Below are 20,875 nucleotides of genomic sequence, written 5' to 3' on the forward strand. Positions count from 1 at the left end.
GAGCGAGCCTGCTCGCGAAAGCGCCAGCCCAGCCAACTTCAATGTTGAATGTGCCGACCTCTTCGCGAGCAGGCTCGCTCCCACAGGGATCTCTGTGTTGTCGAGATCGGTGAGCGTTCCCGCGGACCACAATAACCATAAAAATCCGAGGTACTCCCGTGGCCGTTGATATCGAAGATAGCCGCTCTGCGCGCTTTGCCCTGCGCTGTTCAAGCTTTGCCGAACGCTGGTTTCCCGACTCCTGGGTATTCGCCGCGTTGGCTGTGATCATCGTCGCCCTGGCCACGCTGGCCATGGGCGCCAAACCCACCGATGCCGCGATGGCTTTCGGTGACGGCTTCTGGAGTCTGATCCCGTTCACCATGCAAATGGCCTTCGTGGTAATCGGCGGCTACGTAGTCGCTAGCTCGCCACCCGCCGTGAAACTGATTGACCGGTTAGCACGGATCCCGAAAAACGGCCGCTCCGCCGTGGCCTGGGTGGCGCTGATCTCGATGGTAGCCTCGTTGCTCAACTGGGGCCTGTCGCTGGTATTCGGCGGGTTGCTGGTACGCGCCCTCGCCCGCCGCACTGACTTGAAAATGGATTATCGCGCTGCCGGTGCCGCGGCCTATCTGGGCCTTGGCGCGGTATGGGCGCTGGGTTTGTCGTCGTCGGCCGCCCAGTTGCAGGCCAACCCCGCCAGCCTGCCGCCGTCGATCCTGTCGATCACCGGGGTGATTCCATTCACCGAAACGATTTTCCTCTGGCAGTCCGGCGTCATGCTGCTGGCGCTGATCGTGATCTCGATCATCATCGCCTACGCCACCGCCCCCGGGCCGAACTCGGCGCGGGACGCCAAGGCTTGTGGCATCGACCCGGCCTTCAATTTGCCACCGCTGCAACCGCGCACGCGGCCGGGTGAATGGCTGGAACACAGTCCGCTGCTGATCATCGTGCTGGTGCTGTTGGCGGCGGGATGGCTGTTTCATGAGTTTTCGACCAAGCCGGCGATCACCGCAATTTCCGGACTGAATACCTACAACTTCCTGTTCATCATGCTCGGCGCGTTGCTGCACTGGCGCCCGCGCAGCTTTCTCGATGCCGTGGCCCGTGCGGTGCCGACCACCACCGGCGTGTTGATCCAGTTCCCGTTGTACGGCTCGATCGCCGCGCTGATGACCACGGTCAAAGGCACCGATGCGCAAACCCTGGCGCACCACATCTCGACATTCTTCGTCAGCATCGCCTCCCACGACACCTACGCGCTGTTGATGGGCGTGTACTCGGCGATTCTCGGCTTCTTCATTCCATCGGGTGGCGGCAAGTGGATCATCGAGGCGCCGTATGTGATGCAAGTTGCCAATGATCTGCAGTACCACCTCGGCTGGGCGGTGCAGATTTATAACGCGGCGGAAGCGCTGCCTAACCTGATCAACCCGTTCTACATGCTGCCGCTGCTGGGCGTGCTGGGATTGAAGGCGCGGGATCTGATCGGTTTCTCGTTCGTGCAACTGCTGGTGCACACGCCGCTGGTGCTGCTGTTGCTGTGGGCGCTGGGGACTACATTGGCGTATACGCCGCCAGTGATGCCGTAATTTGAAGGGGGGTCGCACCTGCTCAGGGCAGGTGCGATCAGTTCTGTTCGGCGGGAAGTACCGTCAATAGTTCAGGCAAAGCGACCTGTACCGTTTCCCACACTACATCCAGATTGATATCGAAATAGCCGTGAGCAATCCGATTACGCATTCCGCGCATGCTCCGCCATGGAATTTGCGGTTTCTGAGCAGTGAACTCGGGATAACGATCCATCACCTTGGTAGCCGCCTCGCCAATGCTGACCAGACTCATAATGACTGCTTGCTGCGTTCGCTTGTCTTCGGCGAACTCTTCCTTATTCAGGCCTTCGACAAATATCAACGCATCGCTGGCTGCCTGCCGCATATGTTCAAGGTAATCGCCAAGCCGGTTTTCGATCATACGGGACGAGCCTGATCCAGAACCTGCTGCCGAAACTTCAGCGGTAGATCGCCTGGTGTCAGCAGATCGACAGTCACGCCTAACAGGTCCTCGAGTTCCACTTGCAGCCCACCGAGATCGAACAAAGTGGTACCGGGAAGTGGATCGACCAACAAATCCAGATCACTGCCTTCCAGATCAGTCCCAAGTGCGGCGGAACCAAATACACGGGGATTTGCCGCACGAAATCTTCCGACAACCTCACGGATGGCAACACGTTGCAAATCAAGAGCAGTGGAAGGCTTCATGGATCACCGTAACCAGATTCATTAATACAGCAGTCTAGCAGTGCCAAAGGACGCTAGACACCGCTCCCTTTGTAACCCAACCGTCACATCCCCTTGCTAGCGTCCGCCCGAAACATACTGAAACATTTAAGCAAAACGGGCTGAGACATGAGCGACGACACAGACGGCATCGATACACCCTCACCTGAATCCGATAACCCCATCTATACCAGTCGCCGCCGCTTCCTCGGCGGGGTCGCAGTGCTCGGAGTCGGCGCGACATTGGCCGGCTGCGGCAACACGAGCGAGCAACCAGGCAAACCGATCGAGCGCCCGCTAACCCCATCCGAGCTGGACAAGGCCCTGCGCGATCAGGTGAAAACCGTGGTGGTGATCTACGCCGAGAACCGCAGTTTCAATAACCTGTTCGGTGATTTCCCCGGTGTCGAAAAGCCGCTGTCCGCGCTCAAGCCTGCCGACTATCAACAACGTGACCGCGACGGCTCGATGCTGCAAACCCTGCCGCCGGTCTGGGGCGGCGTGCTGCAGATCGGCCCGCAAACTCTCGATGGCGTGACTTATCCCAGCGCCACGCAGTTTCAGGAAAACCTGCCCAACGCGCCCTTCGCCCTTAAAGGCCCGAACGCTGAAGATTTGCCGTTCGGTCTGGTAACCCGCGATTTGTGGCATGTGTTCTATCAGAACCAGATGCAGATCAACGGCGGCAAGAACGACGCCTTCGTCGCTTGGGCCGACTCCGGTGGTTTGACCATGGGTCACTACGCCCAGAGCCGTTATTCCCTGCGTCTATGGGACGTCGCTCAGGAATTCGTGCTGTGCGACAACTTCTTCCAGGGTGCCTTCGGTGGCTCGTTTCTCAACCACCAGTACCTGATCAGCGCTACCGCTCCTTTCTATCCGGACGCGGCCAATTCGGTGGCCAAGTCGCAGATCGCCGCGCTGCTAAGCGATGATCCCAGCGACCCGCGCCTCAAACCGCTGGAGCAATCCCCGGCCAGCGCGATGACCGGCCCGCCGCAGTTCGGCCCGAGTGCGCTGACCCCGGATGGCTTCGGCGTCAATACCCTCGCCCCGCCCTACTGGCCGACGTGGATTCGCGATCCTGAGCGCCCGGCGTATGCCAAAGCCGATCTGCCCAACGTCATGGTGCCGCAGACCCACGAACACATTGGCGACAAGCTCTCGAAGAAAAACATTGATTGGGCCTGGTATGCCGGCGCGTGGCAGGCGACGCTGGATCAGTACAAGGATTCCGGCGGCATTCCGAAAATCCCCAATTTCCAGTATCACCATCAGCCGTTCAACTACTTCAAACAGCAAGGCCCGGAGAACCCCGCCGAGCGCAATAAACGCCTGCGCGATGCTGGCCTGGGGGATGAGTCGAGCAGCAACAAATTCTTCGCCGATGCCGAAGCGGGCAAGCTGCCGGCGGTGAGTTTCTACAAACCGCAAGGCAACCTGAACATGCACGCTGGTTACGCCGACGTGGCCTCCGGTGACCGACACATCGTCCGCGCGCTGAAGGTGCTGCGTGAAAGTCCACAATGGATAAACATGGTGGTGATCGTCACGGTCGACGAGAACGGCGGCTGGTGGGACCACGTCGCGCCGCCCAAGGGCGACCGCTGGGGGCCAGGTTCACGAGTGCCAGCGCTGGTGGTGTCGCCGTTTGCACGCAAGGGCACGGTAGATCACACGGTTTACGACACTGCGTCGATTCTGCGGTTGATCACCCGCGTGTTCCAACTGGAGACCCTCAACGGCCTCAAACAACGTGACGAGGCGATGATCGCCCGGGGTCAGAAACCCATGGGCGATTTGACCAACGCCCTGCATTTTCAGGTTTGAACGCGAGTCCTGGAGTTTGCAGCAAATATCTGCCAGTGACGGCTTTTCTGTGCAACACAGCTGATCCAATATGAGCCGCCCCCGATTCGCGGGGAACCCACGCTGAAAAGGATCTGAGCATGTTCAAACTCGCAGGACTCACGCTCGCCGCGCTCACACTGAGCGCGGCCGCCCACGCCGATGTCGACCTGAAACTGGGCAGCACCGAACGCGTCACCCGCCTCTTCGCCTACCCCAACAACTGCAACGTCATCTGCTTCCGCAACTGGACGCTGGAACAGACCGTCACCCATTACCTGAGCCAGAGCGTGCAACGCGATGGTTATGCCGATGCCAAGGTTTTGGTCAAGACCGACAACGGCCAGCTCTACGCCGAGATCACCGGCGTGCCGAAGGATTACGACAAACCGTTGTCGGCGCTGCTGGACGCAGGAGATCTGGCCTACACCGGCGCCAGCAAGCTCAACGCCGATGGTAAATGGGCCTACAGCTGGTATCTGTTCCTGCCACTGGGCATGGCCCTGGAAAACCGTAAAAGTGTGGAGCTGCTGCACTTCCCGCCGGATTACTCGCTGACTCAGGCGCAGGATTATCTGCGTTCGAACACCACCGATCGCTGGGCGACGCTGTTGACCGACAACGGCATCCCCGCCGCCCAGACACCAGCGTTCCAGACCATCATCGATATCGCCCCGATCGCTGCGCCGTCCAACGCTGGCAGTGATCTGGAAGGCGTGTATGACTATTTCAAGGACTACCAGACCACGCTGGTCAAACAGTTCAGCCAGACCGCCAGCGGCACGACGCTGCCGATGGTCGCGTTCGGCGCGCCGGTGCGTAACTGGATCAAGCAGCAATACGGGCCAACCGTGAATGTCCTGGGACTGGCGACGATCAGCCCGAGCGAAGGCGTGAAAGTGCCGGTGCTGGGTTCCAACCATCCGAGTTACATCTGGTACGCCGCTGACCCGAAAAGCTACACCGGCGACGACGCACAGGCCAAAGCCGACGCAGCGGGCCTGAAAGTCATGGGCCAGGATTTGAGCGCGGCCTGCTGGCAAGCCGGAATGGGCAGCAAACCGGGCAGCGATGCGCAAACAACGCTCAACAGTTGCACGCAGACCTGGCAGGTGACGCAGAAGGTCAAAACCTGCGAACTGTTCTACACCTCGATCCGCAACCTGACCCCGGAACAGGCCGTCGCCAAGTGCGCGACCACCCCGATCAAGGCACAACTAAAGCAATTGCAAGCACCGCTGCCCGCCACCGCCGTTCCCGCCCCACACCTGTAATCGCTTGAAGCGCTCCCGTGTCAGCCAATGCTGACGCGGGAAAGCGTCTAAATCGCCTGTCAGATCTGACAGTAGACCGGCTATACCTAATAGGACACGATTGGATCCAAACAGCTTTGTTGTGCTGACAGGACGTCAACCCAAGGAAAGTCGCAAAAGCCTCGCGACAAGGACCGTTATGAATATCCATGCCAGGGCGCAATCTGCATCACGCGATACTGAAGGCATCTATCCCTTCGCCGGCCTGCCCGTGCGTCTGGGGTTTCCCGCCAGTGCCGATTTCGAAATCATCCGCGAGTATGGCACCCCGATGGCGGTCGCGGCGCGGCGTGAGTTTCTGCAAAGTCATCGGATGTGCCGGGTGTCCGGGCAACTATTGCCCTATCGCTGCCGACAGACCCGACAAATGCTCACGGGCATCCACATTTACGATCCGCGCTTTTGCGGTTTGATCGAACACGCGTGCGACCCCAACGTGTTTCTCGACATGAGCGAGTTGTGGCTGTGGGCATTGAAAGATATCCACAGAGGGGAACGGCTGACCATGGACTACGCCGCCACCGAAGACAAACTGCTGCACCAGTTTGCCTGCAGTTGCAGGGCCAAATGCTGTCGAGGGTGGATCACCGGTTACAACGAACCACCCAGTATCGAGGGCCAGCACTTTCTACAGCGCTGGCGGCACTCGGTTTTGCGCTGACAGCGTTCGTTACAGCGCGCCAACCGGACGCAAGCGGTATTGCGGCGGCAGTTGCTCGAAACCACTGATGGTGGTGTTGAGACTTTTCCAGCGGCCATCCTTGATGCCGTAGATGCAACCGTGGATCGACAGGCTCTGCCCGCGATGCCAAGCGTTCTGGATGATGCTGGTGTGGGCGACGTTGGCCACTTGCTGGATAACGTTGAGTTCGCACATGCGATCAACCTGCTCTTCTTCGGTCGGCAACTTGGCCAGCTCTTCACGTTTTTCGTAGTACAGATCGCGGATCGAACGCAGCCAGCCGTCGATCAGGCCAAACTGGCGATCCTGCATCGACGCGCGCACACCGCCGCAGCCGTAGTGGCCGGTGACGAGGATGTGTTTGACCTTGAGCACGTCGACCGCGTACTGGATCACCGACAGGCAGTTGAGGTCGGTGTGCAGTACCACGTTGGCAACGTTGCGGTGGACGAACAGGTCGCCCGGCAGCATGCCAACGATTTCGTTGGCCGGTACGCGCGCATCCGAGCAACCGATCCACAGATATTCCGGCGTTTGCTGGCGCGCCAGTTTGGCGAAGAAATCCGGGTCTTCCTTGGTGATCGCGTCAGCCCAACGCTCGTTGTTATCAATCAGGTCTTGTAAGTCATGCATGCTGTAAGGCCTCAAGAAAGATGCGCTGGTATGACAGACGACCGCCCGTCGGGGTCACGCCGCCACTGCAAGTGATTTCATTGGAATTCTCGTGTGCCCGGTGAGTCCACCTAAGTAAGGCCCACAGTATGAGGAATTGCCATGACTGATTCACGACGCCCTTACGATGCCGTGCAACCGGAACCCATCGATGATAACGAAGACCGCATGGGTTCGGTGCATGAGCTGGATTTCGATGAAGACGAGCCGAGCGCGAAGATTGGTGATGAGATCCCCGAGCGTGAACGTGAGCAGTTGATGCCGCGTGAGCGGGTGCGTGAGGCCGGGATGACCGGGGCATCGGTCAGCGATCATGAACCGACAGATGACGATATGAGCCCGGAAACCCTGATTCGTGAAGATGGTGCGCGGGATGCCGAAGAGGCTGGGGAAGGCAATCAGGCGGATTGGGATTTGAGCATTGTCGATGAGGATGATATCGGCGGTGGCAATGGCCTGGATGAAGCGGAGCTGGCGCGGCGGGATCCGATGGATGGCAACCGCTGATCTTCGTTGCCTGAAAGGACGCTTTCGCGAGCAGGCTCGCTCCCACAGGTTTTTGGTTTGATCACAAAAGTTGTGTGCGAATCAAATCCACTGTGGGAGCGAGCCTGCTCGCGAAGCTTTTAAGGACGGTCAGTCAACCAGGGTGCAGGCCATGACCACGGCATCTTCACGCCCACCCACCGCCGGATAATAATCCCGACGCCGGCCAATCTCGTTGAAGCCATAACGTTCATACAACTTGAACGCGGCTGTATTGCTGTCACGCACTTCCAGAAAACATTCCCGCGCCGAAGCCGCATACGCCCGCGACATCAGATGCTCCAGCAACGTCAGGCCCAGCCCACGTCCCTGATTTTCCGGTTTGACGGTGATATTGAGCAGATGCGCCTCATCCAGAATGATCTGCACCACCCCGTGGCCAACCTGCTGCTCACCTTCGAACATCAGCCAGATTTGGTACTTGCCCAGCCCATCAAGAAAAATCCCCCGAGTCCACGGGTGGCTGTATGCGGCGTATTCGATTTTCAGCACGGTTTCCAGATCCGCCTCGGTCATCGGGCGGAACGATACAGCGTCACTCATTCGATTCTTTCCAGCGCGCCATCAGCCGACGCATGGCTTGCCACACAGCGGCCTTGCGCTGTGGCTCTTCCATTAACAATTCCAGACCGGGAATGGCCCAGGCCGAGCCCAGACCTTCGATCTGCAATTCACGATTGAACGCTTCGGCGTCCGCTTCACCGGCAAAACGCACCGCCGGCAGGCCGATCAGCCACAGGCAGGCGCTCGGAGCGGCCTCCATTTGCACCGAAAGGAAACCCTGAACGAAATCGCGCGCCGCTTCCGGGCCCTGATCCATGGTGCCGCGATTGAGCCACGGCCAGCGCACCGGCTCGCCGACAATCTGCGGCGCATCCGGCAGACCGGCGGCGCGCAGCATGTCTTTGAGCAACAAATAAGCAGGATCGCGGCTCTGGAACGGTTCGCCTGTGGGTAACTCGACCAGCAGCAGGCAACGTCCGGCGCGAAGTAATTGCAGGGCGAAACGCGGTGGTGGTACCGGTGCCGGTTTGGCGACAACTGGCGTGTCGTCGGCCTCCTCCACTGGTTTGGCGTTGGTGCGTGTGCTGGCCAGCGAAGGGCGCGGCACTTCGATCTTCGGCCGTTCGCTTGGACGCGCGGCAACTGCCGCCGGGGCTTCGGCCTGTGGCGTGGGCACAACGGGCGCCACTACCTCGGGCTCGGGCATGTCCAGCAGCTCGGGCCGTGACGGCGCGGCAAAAGGCAATTCGGTGCGCGGCAGCCAGTTGACCACCTGCATGGCGTTCAAATAGGCGCGGCGGCGGGACTCGATAAGCAAAGGGTCGGCCACTTGTGGATAACTGAAGTGCGCTGATTCTACCGCCGTTCGCTCAAGATCGCTTGCTGTTGATCGATAGCCTTTATCTAAGCTCTCTCCCTTAGAAAACTCGACAGCCCGTCCCGAGAGTGAATCGCATCCTTCGTGATGCAGTACAATCGCCGCTTTTCATTGCCAACCAGCCGGGCATTCCGATGATCGAACCCAAGCGCGTCTTGCGCGCCCTCGCTGAACACTGGGCACTGCTTGAGCCACTGTGTGAGCACTTCGACCAAGGCACATTGAGCCTCAACGAACTGCGCGCGCAACTGGCCGCCCAACAACTGGACAGCACGCCGCAGGACATCACCAGCCTGCTCGATGTGTGGATTCGCCTCGATATTCTGATTCCGGTGGCGAAAAGCCCGAACCGTTTCGAACTGAACGCACAGATTCACGACTTCCTCGCTTACCTGCGTCGCGAGCACCGCTTGGGCCTGTGCCTGGAAATCGAAGCCTATCTGCGTCACCTCGAACGCCTGGCCGGTTACATCCAGGACGCGTTCGAAGTCCGCGACGGCCACGATCTCGCTCGCCAGTTGCGCTTGCTCGACATGCGCGTGCGCGACGTGCTGAAGAAACTCGACAACGACGAACAGGCCCTGGTGGCCGTCGCCGAACGGGCGAAGACCAGCGACCGGCAGATTCCGCTGCGTCAGCGTTACGCTGAAGTGCTGGCGACGTGGGACGAATACGTCGAGCCGATGATCGATCTGGTGAACGCCGACGGCGCCTTCGAACAAGGCGTGCGCAAGGTCGAAACCGTGCTGTTGAAGATGCTCAGTGAGCAACAGCGCCTCGGCCATTTGGTCGATGACGACATGCTGCTGCGCACCCACGCGCGCATTCTCGAAATGCAGACCAGCGCGCAACTGACCCTGCGTCACGCTCGCGAACTGCTGCTGCCGCTGCGTGAAGAAGCGCGCCGGCACAACGCCGTGACCCGTGGCGCCGCACTGGCACTGGCTGCGATTCGCCGTAAAGGCATTGATGCCGTGCCGCAAGCGGCGATGCCGCTGTTCACCCGCCCGCAAAGCACCTTCCTCGGCAGCGCCAGCCAGGTCGAAGCCTACGTGTACGCTTTGGCGCGATTCGAGCCGAAACCGGCGCGTTTCCCCAAGGCGCACAAGACCCAGAAAGGCGAAGCCCCACGCGCGCCACGCACTGTGCGCGAGATGGTCGACCGTTGCGAAGAAGCCCTGCCGATGCCGGATCTGATGACCTGGTTGCTGGAGCAGGAACCGGACGGCGCCACCGACGAATTGCTTTATTGGTTCTCGCGTCTGTCGCGGGAAAAACGCTTCAAGCGCGAGCGTCTGGAACGCCGCGAATACCACACTCACGAGCACCAGGTCAGCCTGCGCTCCTTCGCCCTGCTCTCGGCCAGCGACTCTGCCTCCGAGAATTCTGCGAGCATCCCCAATGCATCTTGATCTTTCCGAACTGTCGCAACTCGCGCCGATCTTCCGCGAGCTGTTCAAGGGTTACCACGTCAGCCGCCGCGACCCGGAGCTGTACGCGCAACTGTCGAACTTCCAGGATCAATACCGCACGCTGTTCAAGGCGCTGGGTTTTGAGCTGGTCTGCGACACCCGTGGTTTCTACTACTTTGTGCCGGACATGGCCGCCGCAGCGGTGAACAAGACTGCGCAGCGTCTGGCGCTGTTCACCTTCATCCTCGTCGAGCACCTGGCCGATCAGGGCCGCGACCCGATCGCCGTGCTCGATGGCGGCAGCCTCGGCCGCGAAGAATTGCCGTCGCTGCTGGAGAAATACCGCGACCTGTTCATTCAGGCCGAAGTGCAGACCGTTGAAGAGCTCGAAGAAAAGATCATGCGCCGCATGACTCAACTCGGTTTCGCCAGCGAAGAAAACGGCGTGTACCGTTTCCTGCCGCCGATGCACCGTTTCCTCGATGTGTGCCTGTCGGTGCAGCAGGATCGCGATCTGGCGGCCAGCGTGCACAGCGTATTGCCGCTGCCGGCACCGGTGCTGATCGACGAAGCGGCGGAAGCCAAATTCCTCGAAACCGACGATCCGCTCGACCTCACCGAATTTGATGAAGAGAGCGAAGAAGACGCACTGGCCCGCGCCATTGCCGAAGAACAGGAGTCCGACGCATGAGCCAGGAACGCTACGGCATCCGCCGCTTTGCCCTTTTGAACACCGCCGGTTACAGCCTCGGCCTGTTCCCGCTAGAAGAACCGTTGTCGGTTTACGGCGCGAACAACCTCGGTAAATCGGCGTCGATCAACGCCTTGCAGTTCCCGATTCTGGCGCGCATGTCGGACATGAGTTTCGGCAAGTACAGCTTGGAACAATCGCGGCGTTTCTACTTCGCCTCCGACACCAGCTACATCCTCGTCGAAGTGAATCTGCCCCACGGCCCGCACGTGATCGGCGTGGTCGGTCGCGGCCCGGGCGGTGGTTTCGGTCACCAGTTCTTCGCCTACGCCGGCAAGCTCGATCTGGCGCATTACCAGAAGAACGATACTTGCCTGCGCCAGAAAGAGCTGTTCAGCAATCTTGAGAAAGAAGGCCTGAAAGCCTACGAGCTCAAGCCGGATGAGCTGCGTCGTTTGCTGGTGGGCGGTCACACATCGATCCCGCTCGACCTGACGCTGATCCCGCTGCGCTCCACCAGCGAGCAGAGCCTGAAGACCTTCCGCGCACTGTTCATCAACCTGCTGCACATGCGTGAAATTACCGCGGCCAAGCTCAAGCAGTTGTTCCTCGATGCCTTCGAACACAGCCTGCGTTCCGGCAGCGTCGATTACATCGCCGCGTGCGAAGAAGCTTTCCGCGACGTGCGTCGCATGGAACAGGACTACAACTCGCTGGTCGCTGCCGGCCCGTTGGTTGAAGCCTTGGCCAACGGCGTGAAACAACGCGACGTGCTGCGCGGCAAACTGCATCGCCTGTCGCCACTGCTCGATTCGTTGCTCGGCACCTGGTCGGACTATGCCAGTGCGCGCAAAGAAGAGCTGACGATTCAGGCCGACCACTACCGTGGCGAGCAGGACAGTCTGCAAAACGATCAGCGCGGCGGCACCCAGGAACTGATGCGTCTTGAGCGGGAAATCTCCGGCATTCAGCGCTGGCTCGGCGAGCTGTCGGTGTTGAAAAATCGCTTCGCGCTGGTCGATGACGTCAAAGTGCTGGAGCAACAATTGCTCGCCGCCAAAGACGCGCACGACGAACTGGCCGGTGCCTTGGCGCAGTCCCGTCAGTTCAGCGCGGAAGATCTGGAAGAGCGCGTGCGCGATCTGGAAAAACGACTGAAGTCGGTGAAGCAGCAACTCGATCACGCCGACAACAACAGCTACGCCCGACTGCGCGAGGAATTCTCGCAACAGGACGTCGAGCGTTTGATGCGTCTGTTCAACAGCGCACTGTTCAGCCTGCCGCTGGGTGAACACGGCATCACCCTCGACGCCGATGGCGAGTGGGTCAAATCGGTTGAGCTGATTCTTGATGGCTTCAAAGGCGAGCGTTTCGAAGTGCCGGGCCTGTCGATCGATATTTCGAATATCGAGCCGCCGGCCCTGCAGGCCTTGGCTGACCGCGCCGCGTTGCGCGATCAGAAAGAGCGTCTGGAAAAAGAACTCAAGCAACTGAAAACCCAGCAAGCCGTGGCCGCCGACCGTGCCGCGAGCAAGACCCAGACCGAAGCGCTGTACCAGCAAGTGCTGGATGCGCAGAAGGCCTTGGAAGACTTCCGCCGTACGCAGACTTTGAGCGCTGAAGAAAGCGACAAGCTCGAGCAACTGGCGCAGATGGAAGGCGCACAGGATGAACTCAAGCGCTCCAGCGATGCCTTCACCGAGCGCGTCCAGCAACTGTCGGCCAAGCTGCAACTGGTCGGCCGCCAGATCGCCGACATGGAAGCCAAGCAACGTACCCTCGACGATGCGCTGCGCCGTCGTCAGTTGTTGCCGGCGGATCTGCCGTTCGGTACGCCGTTCATGGATCCGGTCGACGATTCGATGGACAACTTGCTGCCGCTGCTCAACGACTATCAGGACAGCTGGCAAGGCCTGCTGCGCGCTGACGGTCAAATCGAAGCGCTGTATGCGCAAGTGCGTCTGAAGGGCGTGGCCAAGTTCGACAGCGAAGACGACATGGAGCGCCGTCTGTCGTTGCTGATCAACGCATACGCGCACCGTACCGATGAAGCGCTGACGCTGGGCAAGGCTCGTCGCGCGGCAGTCACCGACATCGCCCGGACCCTGCGCAACATCCGCAGCGACTACGACAGCCTCGAGCATCAACTGGCGCTGTTCAACCGCGAGATCAACAAGCGTCAGGTGTCCAACCTGCAGAGCTTCCGCATCGTCCTCGCGCCGAACAAGGAAGCGCTCAAGCACATCGACCAGATCATTCACAGCGCCGGTCAGTACGAAGAAGGCGAAACCCTCTCGGTATTCGACCTGAGCCAAAGCGCCGAGCAGGACAACAAGAACGAAGAGGCCAAGGAATATCTGGCGCGTCTGGTGGCGGCGAACCACAACCAGCTCGGTCTCAAGGACTTGTTTGAACTGGCGTTCGAGATCACCAAGGTCAACGGCCAGCCGGTTATCCACACCGACATCGATGGCGCGGCGTCCAACGGTACGACCATGACCATCAAGGCACTGACCAACATGTACTTGTTGCTGCACTTGATGGATCGCGATCAGGCCGGCCGCGTGCGTCTGCCGTACTACCTCGACGAGGCGGCGGACATCGACGAGAAGAACCAGGCCGCGCTGCTGGAAACCAGCCTGCAACTGGGCTTCGTGCCAATTCTGGCGAGTGTGAAGCCGCAGGTCTGCGCCAGTGTCGCGATCGACCTGGAAGGTGGCAGCGGGCCGGCGGGGATCTACATTGATGAGGCGGACTGGAAATACATCCGTCGCCATGATGTGGTGAAGGCGACGCTGAATGTTGAAGCGGATGAACCGGAGCTGGATGCGGTTTGATCGGTTTTAGCTGAAGACAAAAAAAGGGCCGCGATCTGATGGGATCGCGGCCCTTTTTTATGGCTTGGGGTTTGTGCTCAGCTTTGAGGCCTCTTCGCGAGCAAGCTCGCTCCCACATTGGAACGCATTTCAAATGTGGGAGCGAGCTTGCTCGCGAAGGCGTCTTAATAGACGCCACATCAACTTCAGGTTACTTACCGAGCGAAATCTTCGGTGCCCACGTCAGCCACTCATCCTCAAACTTGTCGAACAGCGGGAACGTCTGCTCTGCCCGCGCCTGGCCGCCCATACGCTCACCGTCTGGTGTAGCAAAAGCAATCCCGCCCTGAATCGCCGTCTCCAGCGACTCGGTGCGCACCGTCAGCCCGTTGAACAAACCGATATCAAACCCGACACCGCTGGTGTTCCAGAAGCGGCTGCCGCTGCGCACCAGCGATGCGTATTTCGGCTCGATCAGAATGTGCACCAAGACCCGATCAGCGGTCTGGCCCAATTCGTAACCGGTGACTTTACCCACGGTAATTTCACGGTAGGTCACCGGCACACCCGGCTTCAGCGAACCACGACGGGCCGCACTCAACACCAGACTCAGCCCCGCCTCTTGCTTGCTCACTTCCGGCGCAGCGGCTAGCGCAGTGAAGTTCTTCTGCGGGCCGAGGTTCTTCGCCGCCGGTTGTACTTCGATGTACTTCCCGGTCACCAGGGTTTCCAGATTCTCTGTCTTGATCAGGCCGAGCTCCGGTTTGACCACCCAGAATTGGCTGCCGACCCGGGCGATTTTCTCCGGCACTTCGGTAATACGCGCGGTGAGGATCACCGACTGCAAGTCATCGGTCAGATCGACGCTTTCAATCTTGCCGACATCCAGGCCCTTGAAGCGTACCGGCGTGCCGCTGCTCAGACCGTCGGCGCGATCAACCTTGATCGTGACTACCGCGCCTTTTTGATTAGCATCGTCATGGTTGGCGAACAGACGGAAACGCGGAATGCGTTTCTGCAGCGGGGCCTTGGCTTGTGGCGTTTCGAAAGCGATACCACCGGCCATCAGCGTTTGCAGAGACTCGCTCTTCACTTGAATCCCGCCGGTCAAACCGCCGGTGAGCGTGACACCGCTGACGTTCCAGAAGCGCGTCGAGGCGTTGACCAGGTTTTCGTATTCCTTCTCGATGTGCACACCGATGATTATCTGCTTGCGGGTCTTGGAGAATTGATAGCTCTGTACCGAGCCGACCTTGACCTGTTTGAACAGAATCGGACTGCCGACATCGATCGAACCAAGGGTGTCGGTGAACAACACCAGGTGCAGACCCGGCGAACGCAGATCCAGCGGCGGCGCTTTCGGCCGCGCCTCGAACTCGCGTTTCGGCGCAGCGCCTTTGTCACCCGGACGCACAGCAATGTAGTTACCTTTTACCAGCGCTTCCAGCCCGGTGATCCCGGCCAGAGAAATCGACGGTTTGACCACCCAGAATTGCGTGCCGTCGACCAGATAGTCTTCGGCCAACGGATCAAGAGTCAGCTCGGCAGTAGCGCTGTTCAGATCCGGATCGACCTTCAACGCTTTCAGGTTGCCGACCTGAATGCCTTTGTACATCACCGGCGTGCGGCCAGCCTGCAACCCTTCGAAGTCGCTGAGTTTGACCTTCACGCGAATCCCTGCAGCGGCCGCATCGAAGTCTTCGTAGAGACGGAATGGCAGGCTTGGATCGGTCGGCGGGCTGTCCTTGCGGTTCTCCGGCGTAGCGAAGGCGATACCCCCGGCGACAATGCTGGCCAGCGATTCGCTGCGCACTTTTACGCCGGACAGGTTGGCGTCGATGCTGATGCCGCTGGCGTTCCAGAAGCGCGTGTGTTTGCGCACCAGTTTGGCGTAGGTCGGCTCGATGAAGACTTTGAGCTCAACGGTGCTTTGGTCTTCCGAAAGCAGGTAGCTTTTGATCTGGCCGACTTTGATCTGTTTGTAGAACACCGGACTGCCACGGTTCAGCGAACCGAGACGATCAGCCTTGATGGTCAGGTGCAGACCGGGTTTTGCATCGGACAGCGGCGGTTCTTCGGCCAGCGCCTTGAACTTGCGTGTCGGCTCGCCCTCGCCGGGACTGATGGCGACATAGTTACCCGAAACCAAAGTCTCCAATCCAGTGATACCGGCCAGGGTCACGCTTGGCTTGACCAGCCAGAACCGTGTGCTGGTCTTGAGGTATTGCTCGACGTCCTTGTTCATCTCGACGGTGGCGATGACGCCTTTGGAGTTGCCCTCGTCATCCAGTTTAAGCGTCTTGACCTTGCCGACCGACATGCCTTTGTACATGACCTCAGTCTTGTTGGCCTGGATGCCCTCGCCGCTCTCGAAGCGAACCTGGATCTCGATACCGGTTTCGGAATAGGCACGCCAGCCGAGCCAGCCGCCGATGATGAGGGCGATCAGCGGCAGGACCCAAATGGCAGACCAGTTCGAAGCCGGTCGGGTTTTCGCTACGGGCAAATCAGTCATGGTCGTCGTCCGACTCCGTGTTATCCCAAATCAGTCGGGGATCGAAAGTTACTGCGGCGAGCATCGTCAGAATCACCACACTGGCGAAGGCGATAGCGCCAAGATTGGCTTCGACACTGGCAAGCCGGCCGAAGTTGACGACCGCCACGAGAATGGCGATCACAAAAATATCGAGCATCGACCAGCGACCGATGAACTCGATGAAGCGGTACATCCAGATACGCTGACGAGCTGACAACGGCTGGCGTCTTTGCACTGAGAAAAGCAGCAGCGCGATGCCGACCAGTTTGAAGGTGGGCACCAGAATACTGGCGATGAACACCACGGCGGCAATCGGGATCATGCCGTGTTGCACTAGCTGAATCACGCCGGACATGATGGTGCTCGGATCACCTTGGCCCAGAGAACTGACAGTCATGATCGGCAAGACATTGGCCGGTATATAGATGATCGCTGCCGTGATCAGCAGGGCCCAGGTGCGCACCAGGCTGTTCGGACGGCGAGCGTGAACCAATGCACCACAGCGGGTGCAGGATTGCTCACCGGCGTCCGTCTCCTGTTTGTTCAATTCGTGGCATTCGGTACAGACCAGAATGCCCGCATCAATCGCCCGCATGAGCGTCCTCTCCTGATAACGCCTGCCAGATCTGATGCGGTGACATCACCACTTCCAGCCAGACCTGTACCAATAACAAGCCGATGAAACACGCCAAACCCAGGCCTACGGTGATGGCTGCCATGTCCGCCAGTTTGACGATCGCCACCAGCACGCCCATGAGATAGACCTCGAGCATTCCCCAGTCTTTGAGGTGGTGATAAATGCGATAGAGCAGCAAGCCGTAGCTGCGTCCGGCATTGAAGCGAATCGTCAGTAACACGAACAACTGGCACAGCAACTTGAGCAGCGGAATGGCCATGCTGCACAGGAATACTACGATCGACACACCCTGCATGCCGGTGTTGAACAGGCCGAGTACGCCACTCCAGACCGTATCCTGCGACGATTGTCCGAGGATATTGAGTTGCATGATGGGTAAAAAGTTTGCCGGGATGTACAGCAATAATGCTGCGATCACCAGGGCGAGGCTGCGCTGCACCACGTTATGACGGTGAGCGTACAGTTCGTAACCGCAGCGAGGGCAGAGCGCTTTCTCTCCGTGAGCAAGCGTTGGCTTGCGCATCAGCAGGTCGCACTCGTGACAGGCCACCAAGTCTTCCAGCGGTAAATCTGACAGCCCTGGGGCGTCAACCGACTCTGACATAAAGGCTCTGACTCCGAATAAGGTGGGGCTATTCTAGTGTTCTGATTCGAAAATAACTGTGCAAATTTGTTCGCTGTCACGAGCAAAATACTTTCCTGCGGGCAAAACAAAACCCCAATTGCTTTCGCAATTGGGGTTTCGGAATTTAATCTTGACGATGACCTACTCTCACATGGGGAAACCCCACACTACCATCGGCGATGCATCGTTTCACTGCTGAGTTCGGGATGGGATCAGGTGGTTCCAACGCTCTATGGTCGTCAAGAAATTCGGGTACTGAGTCGTGGCCTTGTGGCCTCGCTTCAGCAAATTGGGTATGTGACAGCTAGGTGTTTTGTGAGTCTTTCGAACTTTCGGTTCGTTTCGTCTTCACACACCGCAATCTGGCCTTTCGACGCAAATTGCTTGGGTGTTATATGGTCAAGCCTCACGGGCAATTAGTATTGGTTAGCTCAACGCCTCACAGCGCTTACACACCCAACCTATCAACGTCGTAGTCTTCGACGGCCCTTCAGGGAACTCAAGGTTCCAGTGAGATCTCATCTTGAGGCAAGTTTCCCGCTTAGATGCTTTCAGCGGTTATCTTTCCCGAACATAGCTACCCGGCAATGCCACTGGCGTGACAACCGGAACACCAGAGGTTCGTCCACTCCGGTCCTCTCGTACTAGGAGCAGCCCCTCTCAAATCTCAAACGTCCACGGCAGATAGGGACCGAACTGTCTCACGACGTTCTAAACCCAGCTCGCGTACCACTTTAAATGGCGAACAGCCATACCCTTGGGACCGGCTTCAGCCCCAGGATGTGATGAGCCGACATCGAGGTGCCAAACACCGCCGTCGATATGAACTCTTGGGCGGTATCAGCCTGTTATCCCCGGAGTACCTTTTATCCGTTGAGCGATGGCCCTTCCATACAGAACCACCGGATCACTAAGACCTACTTTCGTACCTGCTCGACGTGTCTGTCTCGCAGTCAAGCGCGCTTTTGCCTTTATACTCTACGACCGATTTCCGACCGGTCTGAGCGCACCTTCGTACTCCTCCGTTACTCTTTAGGAGGAGACCGCCCCAGTCAAACTACCCACCATACACTGTCCTCGATCCGGATAACGGACCTGAGTTAGAACCTCAAAGTTGCCAGGGTGGTATTTCAAGGATGGCTCCACGCGAACTGGCGTCCACGCTTCAAAGCCTCCCACCTATCCTACACAAGCAAATTCAAAGTCCAGTGCAAAGCTATAGTAAAGGTTCACGGGGTCTTTCCGTCTAGCCGCGGATACACTGCATCTTCACAGCGATTTCAATTTCACTGAGTCTCGGGTGGAGACAGCGCCGCCATCGTTACGCCATTCGTGCAGGTCGGAACTTACCCGACAAGGAATTTCGCTACCTTAGGACCGTTATAGTTACGGCCGCCGTTTACCGGGGCTTCGATCAAGAGCTTCGCGTTAGCTAACCCCATCAATTAACCTTCCGGCACCGGGCAGGCGTCACACCCTATACGTCCACTTTCGTGTTTGCAGAGTGCTGTGTTTTTAATAAACAGTCGCAGCGGCCTGGTATCTTCGACCGGCATGAGCTTACGGAGCAAGTCCTTCACCCTCACCGGCGCACCTTCTCCCGAAGTTACGGTGCCATTTTGCCTAGTTCCTTCACCCGAGTTCTCTCAAGCGCCTTGGTATTCTCTACCCAACCACCTGTGTCGGTTTGGGGTACGGTTCCTGGTTACCTGAAGCTTAGAAGCTTTTCTTGGAAGCATGGCATCAACCACTTCGTCACCCAAAGGGTAACTCGTCATCAGCTCTCGGCCTTAAGATCCCGGATTTACCTAAGATCTCAGCCTACCACCTTAAACTTGGACAACCAACGCCAAGCTGGCCTAGCCTTCTCCGTCCCTCCATCGCAATAACCAGAAGTACAGGAATATTAACCTGTTTTCCATCGACTACGCTTTTCAGCCTCGCCTTAGGGACCGACTAACCCTGCGTCGATTAACGTTGCGCAGGAAACCTTGGTCTTTCGGCGTGGGTGTTTTTCACACCCATTGTCGTTACTCATGTCAGCATTCGCACTTCTGATACCTCCAGCAAGCTTCTCAACTCACCTTCACAGGCTTACAGAACGCTCCTCTACCGCATCACCCGAAGGTGATACCCGTAGCTTCGGTGTATGGTTTGAGCCCCGTTACATCTTCCGCGCAGGCCGACTCGACTAGTGAGCTATTACGCTTTCTTTAAAGGGTGGCTGCTTCTAAGCCAACCTCCTAGCTGTCTAAGCCTTCCCACATCGTTTCCCACTTAACCATAACTTTGGGACCTTAGCTGACGGTCTGGGTTGTTTCCCTTTTCACGACGGACGTTAGCACCCGCCGTGTGTCTCCCATGCTCGGCACTTGTAGGTATTCGGAGTTTGCATCGGTTTGGTAAGTCGGGATGACCCCCTAGCCGAAACAGTGCTCTACCCCCTACAGTGATACATGAGGCGCTACCTAAATAGCTTTCGAGGAGAACCAGCTATCTCCGAGCTTGATTAGCCTTTCACTCCGATCCACAGGTCATCCGCTAACTTTTCAACGGTAGTCGGTTCGGTCCTCCAGTTAGTGTTACCCAACCTTCAACCTGCCCATGGATAGATCGCCCGGTTTCGGGTCTATTCCCAGCGACTAGACGCCCTATTAAGACTCGCTTTCGCTACGCCTCCCCTATTCGGTTAAGCTCGCCACTGAAAATAAGTCGCTGACCCATTATACAAAAGGTACGCAGTCACAGAACAAAGTCTGCTCCCACTGCTTGTACGCATACGGTTTCAGGATCTATTTCACTCCCCTCTCCGGGGTTCTTTTCGCCTTTCCCTCACGGTACTAGTTCACTATCGGTCAGTCAGTAGTATTTAGCCTTGGAGGATGGTCCCCCCATATTCAGACAAAGTTTCTCGTGCTCCGTCCTACTCGATTTCATGACTAAGAGATTTTCGCGTACAGGGCTATCACCCACTATGGCCGCACTTTCCAGAGCGTTCCGCTAATCTCAAAGCCACTTAAGGGCTAGTCCCCGTTCGCTCGCCACTACTAAGGGAATCTCGGTTGATTTCTTTTCCTCAGGGTACTTAGATGTTTCAGTTCCCCTGGTTCGCCTCTTGCACCTATGTATTCAGTACAAGATAACCATCTTATGATGGCTGGGTTCCCCCATTCAGACATCTCCGGATCAAAGTCTGTTTGCCGACTCCCCGAAGCTTTTCGCAGGCTACCACGTCTTTCATCGCCTCTGACTGCCAAGGCATCCACCGTATGCGCTTCTTCACTTGACCATATAACCCCAAGCAATCTGGTTATACTGTGAAGACGACATTCGCCGAAAATTCGAATTTCTCAACTAAGAGAACTCACAAATTTTACCTTAGCCTGATCCGTTACCAGTGAAAGTAACGTTCAGTCTATCTTTCTATCACATACCCAAATTTTTAAAGAACG

The 20,875-nt window shown here is 58.1% G+C and carries 16 protein-coding genes and 2 rRNA genes; 8 read left to right on the forward strand and 10 right to left on the reverse strand.

Annotated elements, in window-relative coordinates; all coding sequences use genetic code 11:
• Positions 1–158 precede the first annotated feature (158 nt).
• Positions 159–1,577, forward strand: a complete 1,419-nt coding sequence (locus ACZZ0G_RS06855; RefSeq protein ID WP_007912940.1) for a short-chain fatty acid transporter — start codon at positions 159–161, stop codon at positions 1,575–1,577.
• Between the two features lie 37 nt (positions 1,578–1,614).
• Here ACZZ0G_RS06855 and ACZZ0G_RS06860 read toward each other — a convergent pair whose 3' ends face one another.
• Together ACZZ0G_RS06860 and ACZZ0G_RS06865 are read right to left on the reverse strand one after the other, a co-directional pair.
• Positions 1,615–1,959, reverse strand: a complete 345-nt coding sequence (locus ACZZ0G_RS06860) for a HepT-like ribonuclease domain-containing protein (RefSeq protein ID WP_463555693.1) — start codon at positions 1,957–1,959, stop codon at positions 1,615–1,617.
• Entirely contained in the window at positions 1,956–2,246 is a 291-nt protein-coding gene (locus tag ACZZ0G_RS06865; RefSeq protein WP_463555694.1) for a nucleotidyltransferase family protein, read from the reverse strand. Before ACZZ0G_RS06865 ends, ACZZ0G_RS06860 begins: the two co-directional genes overlap by 4 nt.
• A 147-nt stretch (positions 2,247–2,393) precedes the next feature.
• Between ACZZ0G_RS06865 and acpA the strand changes: the two genes are divergently transcribed.
• The 3 genes from acpA (at position 2,394) to ACZZ0G_RS06880 (ending at position 6,086) form a co-directional block, all read left to right on the forward strand.
• The gene (gene acpA / locus ACZZ0G_RS06870; protein ID WP_463555695.1) at positions 2,394–4,094 is read left to right on the forward strand and encodes an acid phosphatase; all 1,701 of its coding nucleotides are present in this window, start codon (positions 2,394–2,396) and stop codon (positions 4,092–4,094) included.
• A 119-nt stretch (positions 4,095–4,213) separates the two neighbouring features.
• A complete protein-coding gene (locus ACZZ0G_RS06875; protein WP_463555696.1) occupies positions 4,214–5,386 on the forward strand; it encodes a hypothetical protein in 1,173 nt (390 codons plus the stop codon).
• Between the two features lie 178 nt (positions 5,387–5,564).
• The gene (locus ACZZ0G_RS06880) at positions 5,565–6,086 is read left to right on the forward strand and encodes an SET domain-containing protein-lysine N-methyltransferase (RefSeq protein WP_463555697.1); all 522 of its coding nucleotides are present in this window, start codon (positions 5,565–5,567) and stop codon (positions 6,084–6,086) included.
• A gap of 9 nt (positions 6,087–6,095) precedes the next feature.
• Here ACZZ0G_RS06880 and can read toward each other — a convergent pair whose 3' ends face one another.
• Positions 6,096–6,740: a carbonate dehydratase gene (gene can, locus ACZZ0G_RS06885; RefSeq protein ID WP_007912954.1), complete on the reverse strand. Its 645-nt coding sequence runs from the start codon at positions 6,738–6,740 to the stop codon at positions 6,096–6,098.
• A 141-nt stretch (positions 6,741–6,881) separates the two neighbouring features.
• Between can and ACZZ0G_RS06890 the strand changes: the two genes are divergently transcribed.
• Positions 6,882–7,286, forward strand: a complete 405-nt coding sequence (locus ACZZ0G_RS06890) for a serine kinase/phosphatase (protein WP_463394902.1) — start codon at positions 6,882–6,884, stop codon at positions 7,284–7,286.
• A gap of 129 nt (positions 7,287–7,415) precedes the next feature.
• Here the strand turns inward: ACZZ0G_RS06890 and rimI are convergent, their stop codons facing one another.
• Both rimI and ACZZ0G_RS06900 read right to left on the reverse strand, forming a co-directional pair.
• Complete coding sequence (rimI, locus tag ACZZ0G_RS06895; protein WP_414868550.1) at positions 7,416–7,868, reverse strand: ribosomal protein S18-alanine N-acetyltransferase; 453 nt, start codon at positions 7,866–7,868, stop codon at positions 7,416–7,418.
• A complete protein-coding gene (locus ACZZ0G_RS06900) occupies positions 7,861–8,607 on the reverse strand; it encodes an energy transducer TonB (protein ID WP_463558834.1) in 747 nt (248 codons plus the stop codon). Before ACZZ0G_RS06900 ends, rimI begins: the two co-directional genes overlap by 8 nt.
• Before the next feature lie 233 nt (positions 8,608–8,840).
• On the opposite strand from ACZZ0G_RS06900, the gene mksB reads away from it, so the two are divergent.
• From mksB to mksF, 3 genes are read left to right on the forward strand one after another with little or no spacing between them, the layout of a single operon-like run.
• Positions 8,841–10,118 carry an Mks condensin complex protein MksB gene (mksB, locus tag ACZZ0G_RS06905; protein ID WP_463555698.1) on the forward strand — a complete coding sequence of 426 codons (1,278 nt, stop codon included), beginning with the start codon at positions 8,841–8,843 and terminating at the stop codon, positions 10,116–10,118.
• Positions 10,108–10,809 (forward strand): Mks condensin complex protein MksE, encoded by a 702-nt coding sequence (gene mksE / locus ACZZ0G_RS06910; protein ID WP_016983587.1) that lies wholly within the window; start codon positions 10,108–10,110, stop codon positions 10,807–10,809. Before mksB ends, mksE begins: the two co-directional genes overlap by 11 nt.
• The gene (gene mksF / locus ACZZ0G_RS06915; protein ID WP_463555699.1) at positions 10,806–13,646 is read left to right on the forward strand and encodes an Mks condensin complex protein MksF; all 2,841 of its coding nucleotides are present in this window, start codon (positions 10,806–10,808) and stop codon (positions 13,644–13,646) included. Before mksE ends, mksF begins: the two co-directional genes overlap by 4 nt.
• Positions 13,647–13,836: 190 nt before the next feature.
• Here the strand turns inward: mksF and ACZZ0G_RS06920 are convergent, their stop codons facing one another.
• From ACZZ0G_RS06920 to ACZZ0G_RS06940, 5 genes are all read right to left on the reverse strand, one after another.
• Complete coding sequence (locus tag ACZZ0G_RS06920) at positions 13,837–16,140, reverse strand: PqiB family protein (protein WP_463555700.1); 2,304 nt, start codon at positions 16,138–16,140, stop codon at positions 13,837–13,839.
• Entirely contained in the window at positions 16,133–16,756 is a 624-nt protein-coding gene (locus ACZZ0G_RS06925) for a paraquat-inducible protein A (protein ID WP_463555701.1), read from the reverse strand. The genes ACZZ0G_RS06920 and ACZZ0G_RS06925 overlap by 8 nt, the downstream gene beginning before the upstream one ends.
• A complete protein-coding gene (locus ACZZ0G_RS06930; protein ID WP_463555702.1) occupies positions 16,743–17,402 on the reverse strand; it encodes a paraquat-inducible protein A in 660 nt (219 codons plus the stop codon). Before ACZZ0G_RS06930 ends, ACZZ0G_RS06925 begins: the two co-directional genes overlap by 14 nt.
• A 149-nt stretch (positions 17,403–17,551) precedes the next feature.
• Positions 17,552–17,667 (reverse strand): 5S ribosomal RNA (gene rrf / locus ACZZ0G_RS06935).
• Positions 17,668–17,818: 151 nt separating this feature from the next.
• Positions 17,819–20,712, reverse strand: a 23S ribosomal RNA gene (locus ACZZ0G_RS06940).
• Positions 20,713–20,875 lie beyond the last annotated feature (163 nt).

It is taken from the genome of Pseudomonas sp. AC169 (assembly GCF_979258515.1).

Coding starts and splice junctions, on each gene's coding strand:
- ACZZ0G_RS06860 (WP_463555693.1), bottom strand. CDS start 1,959: ATGATCGAAAACCGGCTTGGCGATTACCTTGAACATATGCGGCAGGCA.
- ACZZ0G_RS06865 (WP_463555694.1), bottom strand. CDS start 2,246: ATGAAGCCTTCCACTGCTCTTGATTTGCAACGTGTTGCCATCCGTGAG.
- acpA (WP_463555695.1), top strand. CDS start 2,394: ATGAGCGACGACACAGACGGCATCGATACACCCTCACCTGAATCCGAT.
- ACZZ0G_RS06875 (WP_463555696.1), top strand. CDS start 4,214: ATGTTCAAACTCGCAGGACTCACGCTCGCCGCGCTCACACTGAGCGCG.
- ACZZ0G_RS06880 (WP_463555697.1), top strand. CDS start 5,565: ATGAATATCCATGCCAGGGCGCAATCTGCATCACGCGATACTGAAGGC.
- can (WP_007912954.1), bottom strand. CDS start 6,740: ATGCATGACTTACAAGACCTGATTGATAACAACGAGCGTTGGGCTGAC.
- ACZZ0G_RS06890 (WP_463394902.1), top strand. CDS start 6,882: ATGACTGATTCACGACGCCCTTACGATGCCGTGCAACCGGAACCCATC.
- rimI (WP_414868550.1), bottom strand. CDS start 7,868: ATGAGTGACGCTGTATCGTTCCGCCCGATGACCGAGGCGGATCTGGAA.
- ACZZ0G_RS06900 (WP_463558834.1), bottom strand. CDS start 8,607: ATGCAGGTGGTCAACTGGCTGCCGCGCACCGAATTGCCTTTTGCCGCG.
- mksB (WP_463555698.1), top strand. CDS start 8,841: ATGATCGAACCCAAGCGCGTCTTGCGCGCCCTCGCTGAACACTGGGCA.
- mksE (WP_016983587.1), top strand. CDS start 10,108: ATGCATCTTGATCTTTCCGAACTGTCGCAACTCGCGCCGATCTTCCGC.
- mksF (WP_463555699.1), top strand. CDS start 10,806: ATGAGCCAGGAACGCTACGGCATCCGCCGCTTTGCCCTTTTGAACACC.
- ACZZ0G_RS06920 (WP_463555700.1), bottom strand. CDS start 16,140: ATGACTGATTTGCCCGTAGCGAAAACCCGACCGGCTTCGAACTGGTCT.
- ACZZ0G_RS06925 (WP_463555701.1), bottom strand. CDS start 16,756: ATGCGGGCGATTGATGCGGGCATTCTGGTCTGTACCGAATGCCACGAA.
- ACZZ0G_RS06930 (WP_463555702.1), bottom strand. CDS start 17,402: ATGTCAGAGTCGGTTGACGCCCCAGGGCTGTCAGATTTACCGCTGGAA.